General features: G+C 68.9%; 15 protein-coding genes and 2 pseudogenes. 6 read left to right on the top strand and 11 right to left on the bottom strand.

The window, feature by feature from the left end:
- Positions 1-38: 38 nt before the first annotated feature.
- The 6 genes from ABZS54_RS00780 to ABZS54_RS00805 form a co-directional block, all read right to left on the bottom strand.
- A complete protein-coding gene (locus ABZS54_RS00780) occupies positions 39-185 on the bottom strand; it encodes a hypothetical protein (RefSeq protein ID WP_355529066.1) in 147 nt (48 codons plus the stop codon).
- A gap of 98 nt (positions 186-283) precedes the next feature.
- Positions 284-802, bottom strand: coding sequence for a hypothetical protein (locus ABZS54_RS00785; RefSeq protein ID WP_355529069.1), 519 nt, complete (start codon positions 800-802; stop codon positions 284-286).
- 62 nt (positions 803-864) lie between these two features.
- Positions 865-1,608 (bottom strand): ABC transporter ATP-binding protein, encoded by a 744-nt coding sequence (locus tag ABZS54_RS00790; protein ID WP_355529072.1) that lies wholly within the window; start codon positions 1,606-1,608, stop codon positions 865-867.
- Positions 1,605-2,366 (bottom strand): ABC transporter ATP-binding protein, encoded by a 762-nt coding sequence (locus tag ABZS54_RS00795; protein ID WP_355529075.1) that lies wholly within the window; start codon positions 2,364-2,366, stop codon positions 1,605-1,607. Before ABZS54_RS00795 ends, ABZS54_RS00790 begins: the two co-directional genes overlap by 4 nt.
- Entirely contained in the window at positions 2,356-4,584 is a 2,229-nt protein-coding gene (locus tag ABZS54_RS00800; RefSeq protein WP_355529078.1) for an ABC transporter permease, read from the bottom strand. The genes ABZS54_RS00795 and ABZS54_RS00800 overlap by 11 nt, the downstream gene beginning before the upstream one ends.
- Positions 4,585-4,862: 278 nt before the next feature.
- Positions 4,863-6,392, bottom strand: a complete 1,530-nt coding sequence (locus ABZS54_RS00805) for an ABC transporter substrate-binding protein (protein WP_355529081.1) — start codon at positions 6,390-6,392, stop codon at positions 4,863-4,865.
- Between the two features lie 458 nt (positions 6,393-6,850).
- Here ABZS54_RS00805 and ABZS54_RS00810 point away from each other — a divergent pair, with 458 nt between their 5' ends.
- The 4 genes from ABZS54_RS00810 (at position 6,851) to ABZS54_RS00825 (ending at position 10,325) form a co-directional block, all read left to right on the top strand.
- Complete coding sequence (locus tag ABZS54_RS00810; RefSeq protein ID WP_355529084.1) at positions 6,851-7,636, top strand: spermidine synthase; 786 nt, start codon at positions 6,851-6,853, stop codon at positions 7,634-7,636.
- Between the two features lie 204 nt (positions 7,637-7,840).
- Positions 7,841-8,326 carry a nuclear transport factor 2 family protein gene (locus ABZS54_RS00815; protein WP_355529087.1) on the top strand — a complete coding sequence of 162 codons (486 nt, stop codon included), beginning with the start codon at positions 7,841-7,843 and terminating at the stop codon, positions 8,324-8,326.
- Positions 8,323-9,810, top strand: a complete 1,488-nt coding sequence (locus ABZS54_RS00820; protein WP_355529090.1) for an MFS transporter — start codon at positions 8,323-8,325, stop codon at positions 9,808-9,810. The genes ABZS54_RS00815 and ABZS54_RS00820 overlap by 4 nt, the downstream gene beginning before the upstream one ends.
- A 14-nt stretch (positions 9,811-9,824) precedes the next feature.
- A complete protein-coding gene (locus tag ABZS54_RS00825; protein ID WP_355529093.1) occupies positions 9,825-10,325 on the top strand; it encodes a tetratricopeptide repeat protein in 501 nt (166 codons plus the stop codon).
- 282 nt (positions 10,326-10,607) lie between these two features.
- Here the strand turns inward: ABZS54_RS00825 and ABZS54_RS00830 are convergent, their stop codons facing one another.
- The 4 genes and pseudogenes from ABZS54_RS00830 to ABZS54_RS00845 all read right to left on the bottom strand — a co-directional run.
- On the bottom strand, positions 10,608-10,925 hold the full coding sequence (locus ABZS54_RS00830; RefSeq protein WP_355529357.1) for a hypothetical protein: 318 nt from the start codon (positions 10,923-10,925) through the stop codon (positions 10,608-10,610).
- A 92-nt stretch (positions 10,926-11,017) separates the two neighbouring features.
- A pseudogene (locus ABZS54_RS00835) lies at positions 11,018-11,596 on the bottom strand (carotenoid oxygenase family protein); the annotation flags it as partial.
- Positions 11,597-11,692: 96 nt separating this feature from the next.
- Positions 11,693-12,994 carry a phosphatase PAP2 family protein gene (locus tag ABZS54_RS00840; protein WP_355529096.1) on the bottom strand — a complete coding sequence of 434 codons (1,302 nt, stop codon included), beginning with the start codon at positions 12,992-12,994 and terminating at the stop codon, positions 11,693-11,695.
- A 292-nt stretch (positions 12,995-13,286) separates the two neighbouring features.
- Positions 13,287-13,418, bottom strand: a pseudogene (locus ABZS54_RS00845) (IS5/IS1182 family transposase); the annotation flags it as partial.
- 57 nt (positions 13,419-13,475) lie between these two features.
- Here ABZS54_RS00845 and ABZS54_RS00850 point away from each other — a divergent pair.
- Positions 13,476-13,781, top strand: a complete 306-nt coding sequence (locus ABZS54_RS00850; protein ID WP_355529099.1) for a type II toxin-antitoxin system VapB family antitoxin — start codon at positions 13,476-13,478, stop codon at positions 13,779-13,781.
- Positions 13,782-13,873: 92 nt separating this feature from the next.
- Positions 13,874-14,407: a hypothetical protein gene (locus ABZS54_RS00855; RefSeq protein WP_355529102.1), complete on the top strand. Its 534-nt coding sequence runs from the start codon at positions 13,874-13,876 to the stop codon at positions 14,405-14,407.
- 424 nt (positions 14,408-14,831) lie between these two features.
- On the opposite strand, the gene ABZS54_RS00860 is transcribed toward ABZS54_RS00855, so the two are convergent.
- Complete coding sequence (locus ABZS54_RS00860) at positions 14,832-15,593, bottom strand: hypothetical protein (protein WP_355529105.1); 762 nt, start codon at positions 15,591-15,593, stop codon at positions 14,832-14,834.
- Between the last annotated feature and the right edge of the window lie 103 nt (positions 15,594-15,696).

A 15,696-nucleotide genomic window follows, 5' to 3' on the forward strand; every position in this document is an offset into this window, starting at 1 on the left:
CACACTCACGTCACCCATGCGCGCAACCGGAAACGGCTCTAGCTGCGCAACATCAAAATGATCATCACGACCGCGACCGCCATGAGCGCGGCCCACACCGCCGTGACGAGACGAAGGCGCTTTCCGTCCCGGACTGCGGGGGTGTCGGTCGGACCGGGGTCCGCCGGTTGCGGGTTGTCGCTCATGTCCTCGCTGCCCTCCACCGGTGCTGCGCGCGGCGTCCGTCCCGTTCAGGATGACACCGCGCGCGGCCCGTTGAGGAGTCCTCGCCCCGGAATGTCTCTCAGTGCCCCGCCGGGGTGGTGGGCAGCACCGCCGTGGCATCCGTGCCCGGCCCCGCGACCGTGGCCTGCGGTGTCTGCTGGGCGGCGATCAACCGGGCCAGCCAGAACCGCATGAACGTGGACAGCGAGTAGCGGATGAAGAGAGCGAACCCGAGCAAGGAGACCGGGATCGCCGATAGACCCAACGTGATCGCGTCGTTCTGGGTCAGGATCAGCGTCGTGCCGTGTGACATGAAGTAGGCGCCGATGCCCATGACGATCCCGACCAGCATCAGCCCCACGCCCAGCCACATCAGCTGAGTGTCGAGCATGCTCTTGGGCGCGCGCAGTTTCAGGGCGCCGACGTCGGCGGTGAACTGTCGGGTCCGATCCTGAGTGGCCGCCGGGATCGCCGCATGGCGCGGGGCGAACGGCGGCGGTGGTCCGGCCGTCGGCACCCCCTGCGGAACCGTCGGCGGCACGCCGGCCGGGCCCGCGGGTGCGGGGTGCCCGTCGGCGTTCACCCTTGGTGTTGTCATATAAGTGTCACCTCGTGGGTCGCCGTGAGGTTGGTACGTACCCGCCGGACGGCCATGTGCGATCAGCCGCCCAGGTACGCGCTGTGCAGGTCGCCGGCGATCTCGTCCGGGGTGCCGACCTGAAGGATCCGGCCACCGCTCATGACCGCGGCGAAGTCGGCGACGGCCAGGGCCGTGCGCGCGAACTGCTCGACCAGGAGCACGGTGACACCGGTCTCGGCAATCTTGCCGACCACGTCGTACAACTGGTCGACGACGAGGGGCGCGAGGCCCATCGACAGCTCGTCGAGCAGGATGATGGCCGGGTTGGTGGCGATCGCCCGGGCGACGGCCAGCATCTGCTGTTCGCCGCCCGACATCGTGCCCGCGGCCTGGGTCCGGCGTTCCTTGAGGCGGGGGAAGATCGGGAAGACCTTCTCCTCGATCTCCTTGCGGGAGACGCCTCGATAGGTGGCCATCCACAGGTTTTCGGACACGGTGAGATTGGGGAAGACCCCTCGGCCTTCCGGGATGCTGCACAAGCCGATCCGGGCCAGGTCCACGGGCGCGGCCCCGGTGACGCACCGCCCGGCGAGGAAGATGTCCCCGCCGGTGGGCTCGTGCAGCCCGGTGATCACCTTGAGCATCGTGGTCTTGCCGGCGCCGTTGGGACCCAGGACCGCCATGACCTTGCCGGTGGGCACCGCGAGGTCCACCTTGTGCAGCACCTCGACCTGCTCGTACGCGGCACTGATGCCGCGCAGTTCGAGCAGCGGCGGGGCGCCGGCCGGCCCGGCCGGTCGCGCGTCGGCCACATTCAGCGTCATACGGTCTCCTGCAGGACTTCGTCGGCCTCCGCGGCGTCGGCGGTACCGAGGTATGCCGCCTGTACGGCGGCGTTGGTGCGGATCTCGTCGCACGTACCGTTGGCGATTTTTTTGCCGAAGTCAAGCACGTGCAGTTCGTCGCAGGTGTTCATCACCAGATCCATGTCGTGCTCGACCAACAGCACCGCGACCCCGTCGGCGGCGATCTCGCGCAACAACTGGCCGAAGCCGCGCGTCTCCTCGTCGTCCTGGCCGGAGGCGGGCTCGTCCAGGAGCAGGATCTTGGGTCGGGATGCCAGCGAGCGCGCCAGTTCGACCACGCGGCCCTGCCCGGTGGGCAGTTGGTCGGCGCGCACGTGCGCGATCTCGGTCAGGTTCAGCCGGTGCAACAGGCGCGCGGAGGTGTCCTGCGGGGTCTCCTTGGTGCCGCGGTGCAGCCGCCGGTACTGCGCGGCGGCGATCTGGATGTTCTCCCGGACCGTCAACGAGCCGAACAGCTCCAGGCGTTGGAAGGTACGGGCCATGCCCAGGCGGGCCCGGCGGTAGGGCGCGAGTTTGCTGACGTCGCGCCCGTCCATCCTGACCCGACCCGAGGACGGCGGCTGGAGGCCGGTGATCACGTTGAAGATCGTGGTCTTGCCCGCGCCGTTGGGTCCGATCAGGCCGGTGACCTTGCCCTCGTGGGCCCAGATGTTGACGTTGTTCAGGGCGGTGTGGCCGCCGAAGCGGACCGTGACGCCCTCGACCTCAAGCCCCATGGCGCGCTCCAGGCAGGGTGGATGACGGTATTTCGGCCATCGCGACCGTCGGCAGCGAGGGCATCGCGATCAGCTTGTCCAGGGCCTCGATGTCGGCGGGCTTGAACCGGTTGCCGTTCAGGCCCAGCCCCTCGGGCTGCTCGGACAGACCCGGCGGCAGTTCCTGTTCGGTTCGCGGCGCCTTGAGCATCAGCTCGCCCTTGACCGCGGCCGGGATGCCGATCACCGCGAGCAGGATGCCGATGACGAAGGCCCAGTTGCCGATCACGTCGGTGAACCGCAGGACCACCAACACCAGTTGGGCCGCCGCGCTGCCGGCCAGGATGAACGGCCGCCGCAGGGCGGGCTCCCATTCCGGGCGGATCTTGGCGGCGATGAACCCGTTCGGGTTCTTGCCGAGCGCGATGCCGTTGAGGCCGATCAGGATCGTGGTGAGCTGGGCGTAGTCGGGGAAGAGGTTGGTGATCAGCGGCGTGCCCAGGAAGATGCCCGCGAACAGTGCGGCGCCCGGCGAGGTCAGGCCGGCGATCACCATCAGCATCAGCACCGAAAGCCCGGCGGTGAAGTCGAAGTTGACCGGCGACAGGGTGCCCAGCGCGCCGCCCAGGATGCCGCCGCCGACGCCCGCCATCGCGGCGGAGAGGCCGAAGACGGTGAGCGTGGTCAGTTTGTGGTTCATCCCGATCGTCGCGCACGCCGCCGGGCTGTCCTTCATCGCCAGCAGCCTGCGGCCGAACTCGCCGCGCCGGATCCACACCACCACGAGCGAGGAGAGCGCGAAGAAGACCGCGCCGAAGATGAAGTAGGCCCGGTCGGAGGAGATGTCCACACCCGGCCAGTCGAACCGCTCGAAGTTGAGCGTGCCGCTGTTGAACAGGTCGATCCTGGTGTCGCCCCAGGTGAACGCGGGCAGTTGGAAGATCCAGCGGTCCAGCATGACCGCGAACGCGGCAGTGGCCAGGGCCAGGTAGATCCCGGACAGGCGCAGCGCCGGCAGCGCGACCAGCACGCCGATGCCGGCGCAGATCAGCGCGGCCCACAGCAGACCCAGCGGGTTGCCGCCGGAGCCCAGGTGCGACACGCAGATCGCGCCGATGCCCGCGAAGCCCAACTGGGCCAGCGACATCTTCCCGGCGTAGCCCACCAGCGGGATCACCGACAGGGCGATGATCGCGAAGCCCCACATCTTGGTGCTGGCGAACAGGTCGGCAGCGCCCAGGGTGTTGGCCGCGACCACCGCGCCCGCGATCACCAGGCCGGCGAAGACCAGCGAGCCGGTCCAGGTCGGGCGGTGGGCGATCTCCCGGGTGCGGGAGGAGGCGTGGCCGCGCAGCCGGGACGTGGGCAACAGCATGATCGCCAGGAACAGCACCAGCACCGGCATCGAGTCGGTGAGGCCGGAGAGGTAGGGGCCCGCGGTGGGGAACCTGGTCTCGGTGAGGTAGCCCTTGCCGTACTCGGTGACCAAACCGATGATCATCGCGCCGACGAAGGTCCACGGCAGGCTCTTGAGCCGGCCGATCACCGCCGCGGCGTAGGCGTTGACGATCAGCAGGGTCAGCGGCAGCGCGGCCAAGGAGAGCTTGGGCGCGATCAGAATGCCCGCGACGGCGGCCAGCATGGTGCCGGTCGCCCAGGCCAACATGCCGGGCACCTCGGGACGCGAGCCGTTGAGCACCGCGAGGTTGCGGTCGTCGACGGTGGCGCGCATGGCCACACCGGCACGAGTGGAGCGCAGCAGCACCCACAGGCCGACTGCGACGATCAGTGCCACGGCCAGGGTGATCAGGTCGTGGTAGGACACGCTCGTACCGGCCATGTCCACGGACTCGCCGGGGAAGAAGTTGACCACGTTGCGCGGGGTCTGCGGATCCCAGACCCACATCACCGTGGCGAGCAGGCTCAGCAGCACCGCGACGGTGACCATCAGGCGCGTCGTCTCCGACGTGCCCTCAAGGCGTCGCATGATGGCGAAGTGCAGGAACACCCCGAACGCCGGGGCCAGGATGCCGAGCACCACGACGATGGACAGCCAGACCGGCCAGCCCCAGTCGAAGTGCAGTTGCCAGTAGGTGAACGCGGCGAGCGCGCCGGTGACGCCGTGGGCGAAGTTGAAGATGCCCGTGGTGGTGTAGGTCAGGGTCAGGCCGCCGGCGGTGATGGCATAGATGCCGCCGGTGACCAGGCCGCTGATGGTGAGGATGATGAACTCGTGCACGCGCCCTCCGTTCGGGCCGGGCCGTGTCGCGGGGCGATCGGTCTCGGAGACTGGTGCGGCACGGCTCCTGACAGGTCGTCAGGGCCGCTGGGGCCGTCCTCCCGCCCGGTGCGGGGCGGGAGGACGACGGGTGTCGCCTGGTCGGACCGAGCAGAATCGGCGGCCGACGGGAACGACGGTGTTGCGGGTGGTGCGGTGTTGCGAGGTGGCGCGGTTCGGTACTTCGGTGTCACGGGGTGATGCCGTGGTCCGGCGCCGCTCGGGATGTGCCGAGTGGCTCAGGTGCTCTCCTCCGGCGGCGCGGCCGGCGGCGGCTCGCCTCCGTCGGCGGGCGGCGGGGTGGTCGAACCGGGCGAATCGGCGGGCGGCGTGGTCGGCGGTGCCGGGGTCTGCGCGCTGGGCGCACCGGGCGCGACGGCGACCACGTTGGCCGGGTCGCAGTTGAAGTACTCGGCCTTGTTCGGCTTGGTCAGCGCCGCGTCGTACTCGAAGCCCTTGGCGGTCGCCTTGACCATGGTGAAGCAGTCCGAGGCGCGTACGTCCTTGGTCTCCACGATCGGTCCGGGGGCGAACAGGCCGCCCGCGTCCCAGTTGGCGCGCTTGCCCTTGGCCAGCACGCACTCCGTGGTGATCTCCGTACCGCACTCCTTGACCGCGCTCGCCCACAGCAGCCAGGAGTTGATCCCGGACATGTGGAAGAATTCGAGGTCCTTGTTCGGTTCGGCGATGTGCAGGATCTCCAGCGCCTTCTGCACGGCGGGGTTCTTGTCGCCGAGCGACTGCGGCACGTACGTCGGGTAGATGTAGGTGTCGGGGATCTTCGAGTTCTTGGCGGCGGCGAGCGTGTAGCGGTTGTACGCCGACGCGTCGCTGACGATGACCTTGGGGTGCCAGTTCATCGCGTCCATCTCGCGGAACATCGACGCCGAGTCCACCGCGAGCCACGTGGTGATCAGCATCTCGACGCCGGCGGTCTTCATCTTCTCCAGCGTCGTGCGCCCGGGCGGCGGCAGGACCGGGACGTCTTCCTTGTAGACGACCGTGCCGCCGGCCGCCTCGACGCCGGCCTTGTAGCGGATCATCGAGGGCCGCAGCGAGGCCATGTTCTGGCCCAGCAGGCCGACCTTGGCCTTGACCTCGGGGTGCGCGGCGAAGACCGCCTTGTACGCGCCCACGACCGTGGTGGAGACCGGCAGACCCACCGCGAGGTCCTGGAGGTCGGCCTTGGCCGATTCCTCGCCGACCACGTAGGCCGGGAAGGCGCCGAGCTTGCACCCGGTGCGGGCCTTGACCCCGTCGTTGTCGAACGGGTTGCCGCCGCCGACCACCATGAAGTCGCTCTGGCAGGCCGCCGTCATGACCGTGCCGACGTTGCTGAGCGCGGCGTCGCGCTGGGTCAGCTTGATCGTGCGGCCGTTGATCCCGCCGAGGCCGTTGCACCACTTGGTGAAGCCGTCGGCCATCTCGAAGAACTCTTTGCCCAGACCCGGTTGTGCGGGAGCGCCGGGGTCGCCGGTCACGCTGACCGTGATCTGCTTCTCCGTGACGCCGCGATCGGCCTTCTTGGTGAGCGGCTTGCCGTCACCCTTGCCGCAGACATCCTTGAGTGTGCCGAAGTCACCGGCCGCGCCGGTGCCGACCCTGTCGTTCTTGGCCGGGGCGGTTCCGGCCGGGTTCCCCTGCGGACCCTTGGCCACCGCGTCGTCACCCGAGCGACTACAGCCGACCGCCAACAGGAGCGGCACGACCAGCAAGCCGGCCGCCGCTCGGCGGCGCGTCCCACGCCGCCCGGCGGAAGTTGATGCCATCAGCCCTCCCGACACTTCGTTTCCGCGGGCCGGGCCGATGTGCCCGGTGCGCTCTCACGTACTTCTCCTGCGCTGTGCTCGCGTCGTTCTCGTCTTGTGCTTGCCCTGCCCCGGGCTCCGCCTGCGAGGCGTCCCTGCGACTGGATCTGACATGCCATCAGTCAATGGGCCATGAAGCAATGGCCGGGACCTTAACGGGGTGTTCTACAGGGTGCAAGAGTCACCGAACTGGCGAAAACCGCTGGCCGGCAGGCCGAGAACAGTCCCTTGCGAGGCGAGGCGCGTCACTACACACGTGTCACCGTTTGGCCCTTCAGGATCGGAATTCATCGGCTTCGTGATGGCACTGTTATGAGGTGCCGGCGATCCGTTTCGCAGGGCCTGCGCAGCGCCCACGAAGCGAGAAGACGACACGGCGACAACCGTTCTCCATAAAGCGACAAGGAGTCAGTGAACCGATGCGTACGTTCGATTCGACCACCGACGCACACGAGATCGAACGCGTCCCGGCGGCGGACGGCGAACTCGTCCTGCGACGTGCGGGCGAGCACTACGAAATCATCAGCAACGGCTGCTTTTTGATGGACACGCGCGCGGGCGCCTCGGAACGGCTCCTGGTGCGCGCCGCGCTCGACGCGCTCGGCGACAGCGCGAATCTGCGGATCCTGGTCGGCGGCCTGGGCGTCGGCTTCACCCTGCGTGAGGCGCTGACCGACGCCCGGGTCGCACAGGTGACCGTGATCGAACGCGAACCCGCCGTCGTGCGCTGGGGAGCGGGCCCGCTCGCGCCGTTCTCCGGACACGCCCTGGCCGACCCGCGCGTGAGGGTGATCACATCCGACCTGGTGGCCTGGGTGCGCTCCCCGGCCATCGAGCAGGCTGCCGAGTCGGTCGCCGAGCGGGCTGTTGCTCAGGTCGCCGAGTCGGCTGCGGGGTCGGTGACCGAGTCGGTCACCGAGCCCGTCGACGAGGAGTCGCGCGAGCGCTTCCACGCGCTGTGCCTGGACATCGACAACGGGCCGGACTGGACGGTGACCGACGGCAACGCCTCGCTCTACGACGACGCGGGACTTGCCGCGCTGCGGGCCCGGTTGTTGCCGGGCGGCGTACTGACCGTGTGGAGCGCGACCGCGAGTCCGGGCTTCGCCGACCGGCTGCGGCAGCGGTTCGCACAGGTGAGCGTGCATCGGGTGCCGGTCCCGCGGGGGGAACCGGACGTGGTGTTCGTCGCCCGCGAGCGGTAGGGGATCGGCGGCGGCGAGGCGATCCGGGTCGACGGGAGAGTCGGCCGGCCGGCGGTGTGGGGGCGGCGCGCGTCGTGCGCGAGCGTCGGCCGGCCGGCGGCGTGCGGGGCGTGCGGGGAATGTAACTGACGCGACGTCAGAGAAACTTGCGTGTGTCATCCAACTGCTGCCAGCATGCGATCGACAGCTGGCGAAAGGGTGGACATGCACGACGACGAGGCGGATTCGCCCGTTCTGCACAATTCGGGCGAACTGCGTGATCGCAGTGAACTCCGGGATGTGGTGCAGATCTACGCACACGGCGCGGACCGCCGCAAGCCCGACCTCGTCGCCTCGATGTTCACGCCCGAGGGCCGCCTGGTGGTCCACCGCGACCCCGGATCCACCGAACCGCCGGCGGTGCGCGCCGGCCGCGCCGAGATCGCCAAGGCGCTGACGAGCCTGGACCGCTACCTGGCCACCACGCATCTGATCGGCAATCAGCTCGTCGCCTTCGAGCCGGGTGGCGATCGTGCGAACGCCGAGACGTACTGCATGGCGCACCACATCTACGAATCGTGCGGAGTGCGCCGCGACCGGGTGATGTCGATCCGCTACCTCGACACGTTCGCGCGCACCGACGAGGGTTGGCGCATCGAGACCCGCACCCTGCACTGTGACTGGGTCGAGGACCGGCCGCTGACGGCATGAGCACCGGCACGAAGGGGGCCGGACGCACACCGACCAAGCGCCACGGCCCGACGATGATCCTGGTCGCCCTGTCCTTCGCCGCGACCACGATGGCGGTCATGCAGACCGTGGTCTCGCCGATCCTGCCGCAACTGCAGAACCGTCTCGGCGTTTCCAGTTCGGCCATCGCGTGGGTGCTCACCGGCAACCTGCTCGCCTCGGCGGTGGCCACCCCGCTGCTCGGCCGACTCGGCGACCTGCGCGGACGCAAAAGATTCCTGCTGTACGCGCTGGCGGCGGTCGCGCTGGGCTCGGTACTGGCCGCGTGCACCACCTCCTACGTGATGCTGATCGCCGGACGGGTGCTCCAGGGCATGGGCGGCGGCGTGGTCCCGCTCGCGCTCAGCGTGGTCCGCGACGAATTCCCCAAGGAGCGCTCGGCGGGCAGCATCGCCACCATCGGTGCCACGATCAGCGTCGGTGCCACCTTCGGCTCGGTGATGACCGGGCTGATCGCCGACCGCTGGGACTACCACCTGCTGTTCTGGCTCGCCGCACTGGTCGCGCTGCTGTCCATGCTGATGGTCTGGCGCGTGGTGCCGGACACCGCCGAGCGGCGCTCGGGCCACGTGGACCTGGTCGGCGCGCTCACCCTGTCCGGCTGGCTGGCCGCGCTGCTCGCCGCGGTGAGCATGGGCAGCCGCTCCGGGTGGGGCACGCCGCTGGTGCTCGGCGGGCTGATCACCGCCGCGGTGATGTTCGCCGCCTGGATCGGCTGGGCGCTGCACCATCCCGAACCCCTGGTCGACCTACGCGTGATGGCCCGCCGGCCGGTACTGCTCGCCAACCTGTCCGGGGTGTTCACCGGCATGGCGATGTACGGCTCCTCGCTGCTGTTCCCGCCGTTCATCCAAGCGCCGTCGGCGCTCGGGTACGGATTCGGCAAATCGGTGCTGCTCGCCGGCCTGATCATGCTGCCCGGCACGATCGGCAACCTGGCGGCGGCACCGGTCGCGGCCAGGATGACCAACCGGTACGGCCCCAAGCCCGCCCTGGTGCTCGGACCGCTGCTCAGCGGCACGGCCTTCGCGCTGCTGCTGCCGCTGCACGGGCACTGGTGGGCGTTCTCGATGGTCGGCATGTTGTTCGGCTTCGGCCTCGGGCTCGCGTTCTCCGCGATGCCCGCGCTGATCAACGACCACGTGCCGGCGGACATGACCGGCGTGGCCAACGGAATGAACGCGGTGTTGCGCACGGTGGGCGGGGCGACCGGTACGGCCGTGCTCGGCGCGATCCTGAGCGCGTCCCTGGTCGACGCGGGCGCCGCCCGGGCCGCGGGCGTCACCCAGGCGCCGGAACTGACCGGCTACCTGGTCTGCTTCGGCATGCTGGGCATCGGCTGCCTGCTCGCGGCGCTACTCGCGTGGTCGATCCCGAGCGCACGCCGAACGGCGCAGCCGGTGCGGGTGGCGACCGAACCCGACCGTATGCAGGCGGCCCGATAGGGAAGACTGCCCGGATGATCGGGAACGAACGAGACACCGCTTTGGCCGAGGCGATCGCGCTGCGCGAGGCGGGCCGAGCCGAGGAGGCACGGGCGCGGCTGGTGCCGCTGGTCGAGCGGCACCCGGGCGACGCGCAGATCGCCTATCAGGCGGCATGGGCGCACGACGTGCTCGGCTTGGAGCGCGAGGCCGTGCCGTTCTACGAATGGGCCCTGATCGGGGACGGCCTGGCGGCCGAGGACCGACTGGGCGCGTTCCTGGGCCTGGGCAGCACGTACCGTGCGTTCGGCGCACACGACAAGGCGGTGGCGATCCTGCGCCGTGGCCTCACCGAATTCCCGGACGACGCGGGCCTGACCACGTTCCTGGCGATGGCCCTGTACAACGCCGGCGACGCCAAGACCGCGGTCGAATCCCTCCTCCACGTCATCGCCCGAACCAGCACCGACCCCCAGGTAACCCCCTACCGCAAAGCCATCGAACTCTACGCAACCGACCTGGACACGCACGCATAGTCTCCTGAGTCGGGGTCGGCCCTCCGGCCCCCGCCCAGCCCGCCCGAACAACCCCCTCAAGCAAGCACCCCCAAGCCCAACCGAGCACCCACAGCCCGTCCGGCGCTTGAGGACAAACGAACCAGGCCACCCTCAGCCCGTCCGGCGCTTGAGGACAAACGAACCAGGCCACCCTCAGCTCGTCCGGCGCTTGAGGACAAACGAACCAGGCCACCCTCAGCCCGTCCGGCGCTTGAGGACAAACGAACCAGGCCACCCCCAGCCAGTCCGCAGGACCCTGCGTCACCCACCGGCAAGCGCCCGCAACGTCGCCGACCCAGCCGGATCCCCCGCCGTAGCCGCAGGCACAAGCACCACCTCGTCCACCCCCACCCCCCGATACGCCGCGATTCGCTCCCGACCGTGCGCCACCGACCCCACGACCCCCACCACGGAAACCGCCGAAGGCGGAATCGCGGCCGGCAACTCACGCGGATGCGGCCGCGTGCGCGCATAGGCGACCAGCTCGGCAAAACCCGCGCGGGCGAACATCTCCGCGTACCCGGGCGCGGCCAGATACCCCACCAACCCGCGCCGCAGCTGCTCCGTCCCCTCCCCCACGAGGGCCTCCGTGTCCGCCTTCGCCCCCACCGCCGCGCACACCCACACGGCGACCCGAGGCCGAGGCCGCTCGGCCTCCTTCGCGGCCCGCGCTTTACGAACGACACCAGGTAGCCGTCGTCCTCGCCGGAGCTGCCGTCGCGCGCGGCGAACGGTGCCTCGGAGCCCCACCGTCCGGCGCCGAAGCGATGGTCCTGCCGCTCGCCGGTATGCAGGTCGTAGCGCACGATGCCGTCGAAGAGCAGGGTGTCCTCGCGCGCGATGTGCACGTTGTAGGCGTAGCGGTTGCGCCGGCCCACCACACGCGAGTCGATCGTGGGGAACTCGGTGTTGTCGTCGTCACGCGGCCCCTCGGTGGTGCGGCCGGTGGTCAAGTCGAAGCGATAGCGCCAAAGTTGGGCGTCCAGCCGCAGGTAGGCGAGCATCCTGGCAAGCGGGTGGTCGATCCTCGGCTGGTGCTGCGGGTCCTTGACCCGGCACACGTCCAGCACGATCTCGCCGGGCTCCTCCCAGGAATTGACGACGTGATAGATGTACCCGGGCGCCGCCTCGAACCAGCGCACCCGCGAACCGTCCCCGTACCACCAATCGTCGATCCGCACCCGCACGTGGAGTGCGGCAGCGAGGGTGTCCAGTCTCTGTGTTCGCACACCGAGACTGGACACCCTCACCTCATGTCCGCGGGGATCCCTTGAATCAATCGTCCAGGGGCCGTGAAACAACCGCTGAGCACACGGTCGGTGGTGACGTGCCCGGGCGCACGGCGATCACGCCGGTTGGAGTTGCGGTTCCAGTGGCTCCGCCGGCGCGGCCTTCGGGTCCCACGCATTGGTGGTCCGCACATAGGCGTAGATGACCGAAGCCATCGCCAGAATAAGCAGTGGTCCAAACACCCACGGATATCTGGCCATCTCCATCGGCAGATAGCGGTACGACACCAGGAGCACTGCGAAAACCGTCGCACCGTAGATGATCAGACGAATTCCTTGCCAGTCCCAGCCACGGTCGAGCGAGCGCATTGCAGTCTCGATCGTGAGCGCAAAGACCACACCGGCCACGAGGTCCACGCCGTAGTGGTAGCCGAATCCCAGCGTGGCCGTGAGCGTGGCAATCAGCCAGAATGTTCCTGCGAATCGGATAAACCGCGAGCCCTTGCGAGAGTGAACGAAAATTATGGTAGCCCACGCTGTGTGCAGGCTGGGCATGCAGTTGCGAGGGGTGATCTCGTCGAACTGCACCGAGAGGGGGGTACTGATCGGCGGCAGCGTGTTCGGCCACAGGTCGGCCACTGCCCAGGGCCCGCCGTCGGGGCCGTAGGCGAAGACCGGTCCGACCACCGGAAAGATCATGTAGATGCTCGGCCCGAGCAGGCCGATGGCCAGGAAGGTGCGCACCAGGTGATGGCCCGGGAAGCGGCGCTCGACCACTACGTTTCGCAGTTGGTACAGCGCAACGATGGCCGCTGCCAGGGGAAGCTGACCATAGACGGTGCCGAGGACGTGGGAGCTGATCGGGTCGGTGGCCGCGACCATCCGGCCGGCCAGCCAGGACGGGTCACCCAGCGCGTGATCGGCGGTTGCCACGTACTGGTCGAGCACAGCCGGGCGGGTCTCCGACGTGATGAGCAGCCAGGTAGCGCCGGTCTTGTGGCCTGCCACCAGCAGCAGTCCCAGTCCGGCGCCCTTCAGCATCAGGACGCGTTCCCGGCCGGTGCGGCGCGTGAGAGCAAAGACCGCACAGCCAAAAATCACCCACAACGCGCCGTTGCCGTAGTTCATTCTGGCGTCGACCACCCACCGCACCAGCCAGAAGGCGATGTCGATGCCGATTGCCGCACTCACCGCAATAAACCGTTGCCGCCAGGTGAGCACCACCATCATCAACGTCAAACCGGCATACAGCAGCTGCCCCGAACGGGGAGCGAATATCACCTCGCGCGCCTGGCTGGTGATCGGCCCCGGTAGACCGTAGCGACGTGCGAACATCTCCATGGTGATGAGAAATCCGAGGACCGCCACTCCACCTGCAACCCACGGCATCGCCTGCGGCCGGCGCCGCACGGCGACCATGATTCTGCGACTTATTCGCGAAAATATTCGCGGTATTATGAATGTCAATTACTTGGCCAATTTGTTAGAGTTTAGTAACAGATCAAAGTCCACCAGCGCGCTGAAGCCGTGCTCCAGTATCGCGGCCACGGCCCGCCCCGGGTTCTTGGGGGCGTTCGGCGCACATCAGTTGCAGGCCCCTGGCCGTTCATCACGTTGTTGCGATGCGCCGATCACGCGCTGACGGGTGGTGCCGCTCAGTCCCCGAACCACCGGCGGCGCGGGTGGATGCCGACGCTGGACATGCCGCTTTGCGCAGGTGGGCACGGTTGGCGCGGGAAGAGTACGCCCTGTCGCCGGCCACCGCGTCGGGCCGGGTGCGCGGTCGACCCACCCGGCCGCGCACCCTGATCTTCCGCAGGAGGGGGACGAACTGCGGGCTGTCGGCGGCCTCCTCCAGGGCCGCGAGGACCTCCTCGCCCACCCGCATGCCCGCCGCATCGTGGAGCAGCGAACGTCGGCCACCCGGACGGATCTTGATGACGAAGCCCTGGCCGAGGCAAAGCGGCTGATGGGCACGACGACCGAAAAGGAAACGGTGAACACCGCGCTTCGCGACCATGTGGCCCGCGGCAAGCGCCTAGAAGCACTGGACAATCCGGTCGAGCGGGGCATGCGCGGTGAGTTCGATCGGGCTGCGGAGGCGCACGCCGCGGCGAAGAAGACCCGGCAGGCGGCCTTCGAGTGGTCCGACTCCTCCACACTTCCGCGCTTCGGTCGGATGTGGTGGTTGAGGGAGTCCCCTTGATTGGTGGTATTTCGATTGCCGGGGCGAATCGGGGGCGGTCATGGTTCAGCGGTGCCGTCGAGTGGATGACGCGGCACGGAAGGGGCATCGTCATGACCTATCGCATGGGGTCGATCGGCGGGCGCGCACCGTTCGGGGTGATCGTGGCCGTGTCGGCCGTCCTCCTCCTGGTCGGAGGCTGCAACGGGGACGGCAAGAACACCGCGCGCGTCTCCACCACGCCCACGAGTACTGCTTCCGCGTCCGATTCGGTGTTCGCGCCGCGCACCGCGACACCGACGACACCGGTCCCGACCAGGACCCGGGCAACGGAATCGCCGTCGGCCACGAGCCGGGCGACCCGGACCGCCGAGTCCTCCGCGACTCCCGAGAGCACCAAGACCGCGTACGACAAGGGCGAATGCCTCAGCGGCAGAATCAACACGGGCGGGAGCCAGGAGCAGTTGCTCTCGGTCGGGTGCTCCGACCCCAAGGCCAACTTCAAGGTCCTGCGCGTGTTCCCGTACACGACGGCCGGCCGCCCGTGCGACAACGTGAGCGGCGCGGACTACACGTACTCCAGCTACTGGACGCGCAACGGAATCCCGACCTACGGAAGCACATACTGCCTCTCCGAGATCGGCTGAGCGACGGGCGTGGATCGCACACGGGGGCGGGGCCGTCGCCCGGGCGGGGCCGATCGGCTCCGCCCGGGCGAAGTCGGTTCGCCCCGATCCGCCCGCACGGCCGGTGCCCTCGAACGGCGGCCCGCATCGGCCCGCCGCACGCACGAGAGCACGCGCCGACCGGCTCGCGAACGCCGACCAAAGTCGATGGTGGCGTCGACTCCCGGTCACTGTGCGCCCACCCGCCTGCTGGACGTGGATCGGGCCCGCGTCGACCGACACGATCGGAGATGCCGGAGTCGGCATGCCTGCGTGGGGTGGGTGAAGGTCACTTCGTGGGGCCCGTTATCAAGACCTTTCATTCCGACGCCGACCGGGCGGTCGACTCCCCGACGACTCCCCGACGACGCCCCGCCATCGCCGCGACACCGCGGCCGCCGGCCCGCTAACCGGCTCCGGGGAACAGCGACACGAACGCGTCCGAAGCCGCCGTCATGCCCTGGCCGAACGGCGCGTCCAGGTCCCAGATCAGGAACAGCAGGAACGCGATCAGCGCGCTGAACAGCCCGGCCACGATCAACTCCGGTACGGATCTGCGGATCTGCAGCGTGAAGATCATGCCGACGGTGACCACGGCGCCGACGATCAGGCCGAACCACACCAGTCCCGGCATCGATGAACCGGCTTGCCCACCACGCGCCTGACGTGCGTCGTCCGCGATCGCGATCTGGTCCAGGATCGGCTGGTACATCTGCGTTTCCTGATCACCCTGCGGCACGTAGTCGGTGGCACCGTGCCGCACCGTGTCGAACAACTGCGTCCCGCGGTCGGACAGTTCGCCGTGGTCGGCCATATAGCCCCACTCCTTCTTGACCACGTACTTCACGTAGGCGTCGATGTCCGCCCGGATCTGGTCGCGCACCGGCGGCGGATAGACCCGGACCCGCTCGCTGACCTCGTGCAGCGCTTGCGCTTCGTGCCGCACCTCGTCCTCGGCCGCGCCCCGCCCCTCCCACACGCCCGCAATCGCCAAACCGAGCACGATCGCGTAGACCACGCCGATCATCATCGTCATGTATTCGAGTACGTCCGGGGTTGCCGACGGATCGTCGTCGTCCGGCAATCGGCGCTGCTTGAGCACGACGACCGACAGGACGACCGCGCACACCGCGGCCATCGCGAGCGCCAGTACAACCCAATGGGTCATGGGTGACCTCCGGATCGAGGATTCCGATGGAGTCGAGCGCGTGGACGGATTCGAAGGACCGGAGTCCACAGCGCCCGGATTGAAACCGGGCAGCGGCCCCGCA

This window comes from Embleya sp. NPDC005575 (assembly GCF_040605455.1).
GTDB lineage: Bacteria > Actinomycetota > Actinomycetes > Streptomycetales > Streptomycetaceae > Embleya.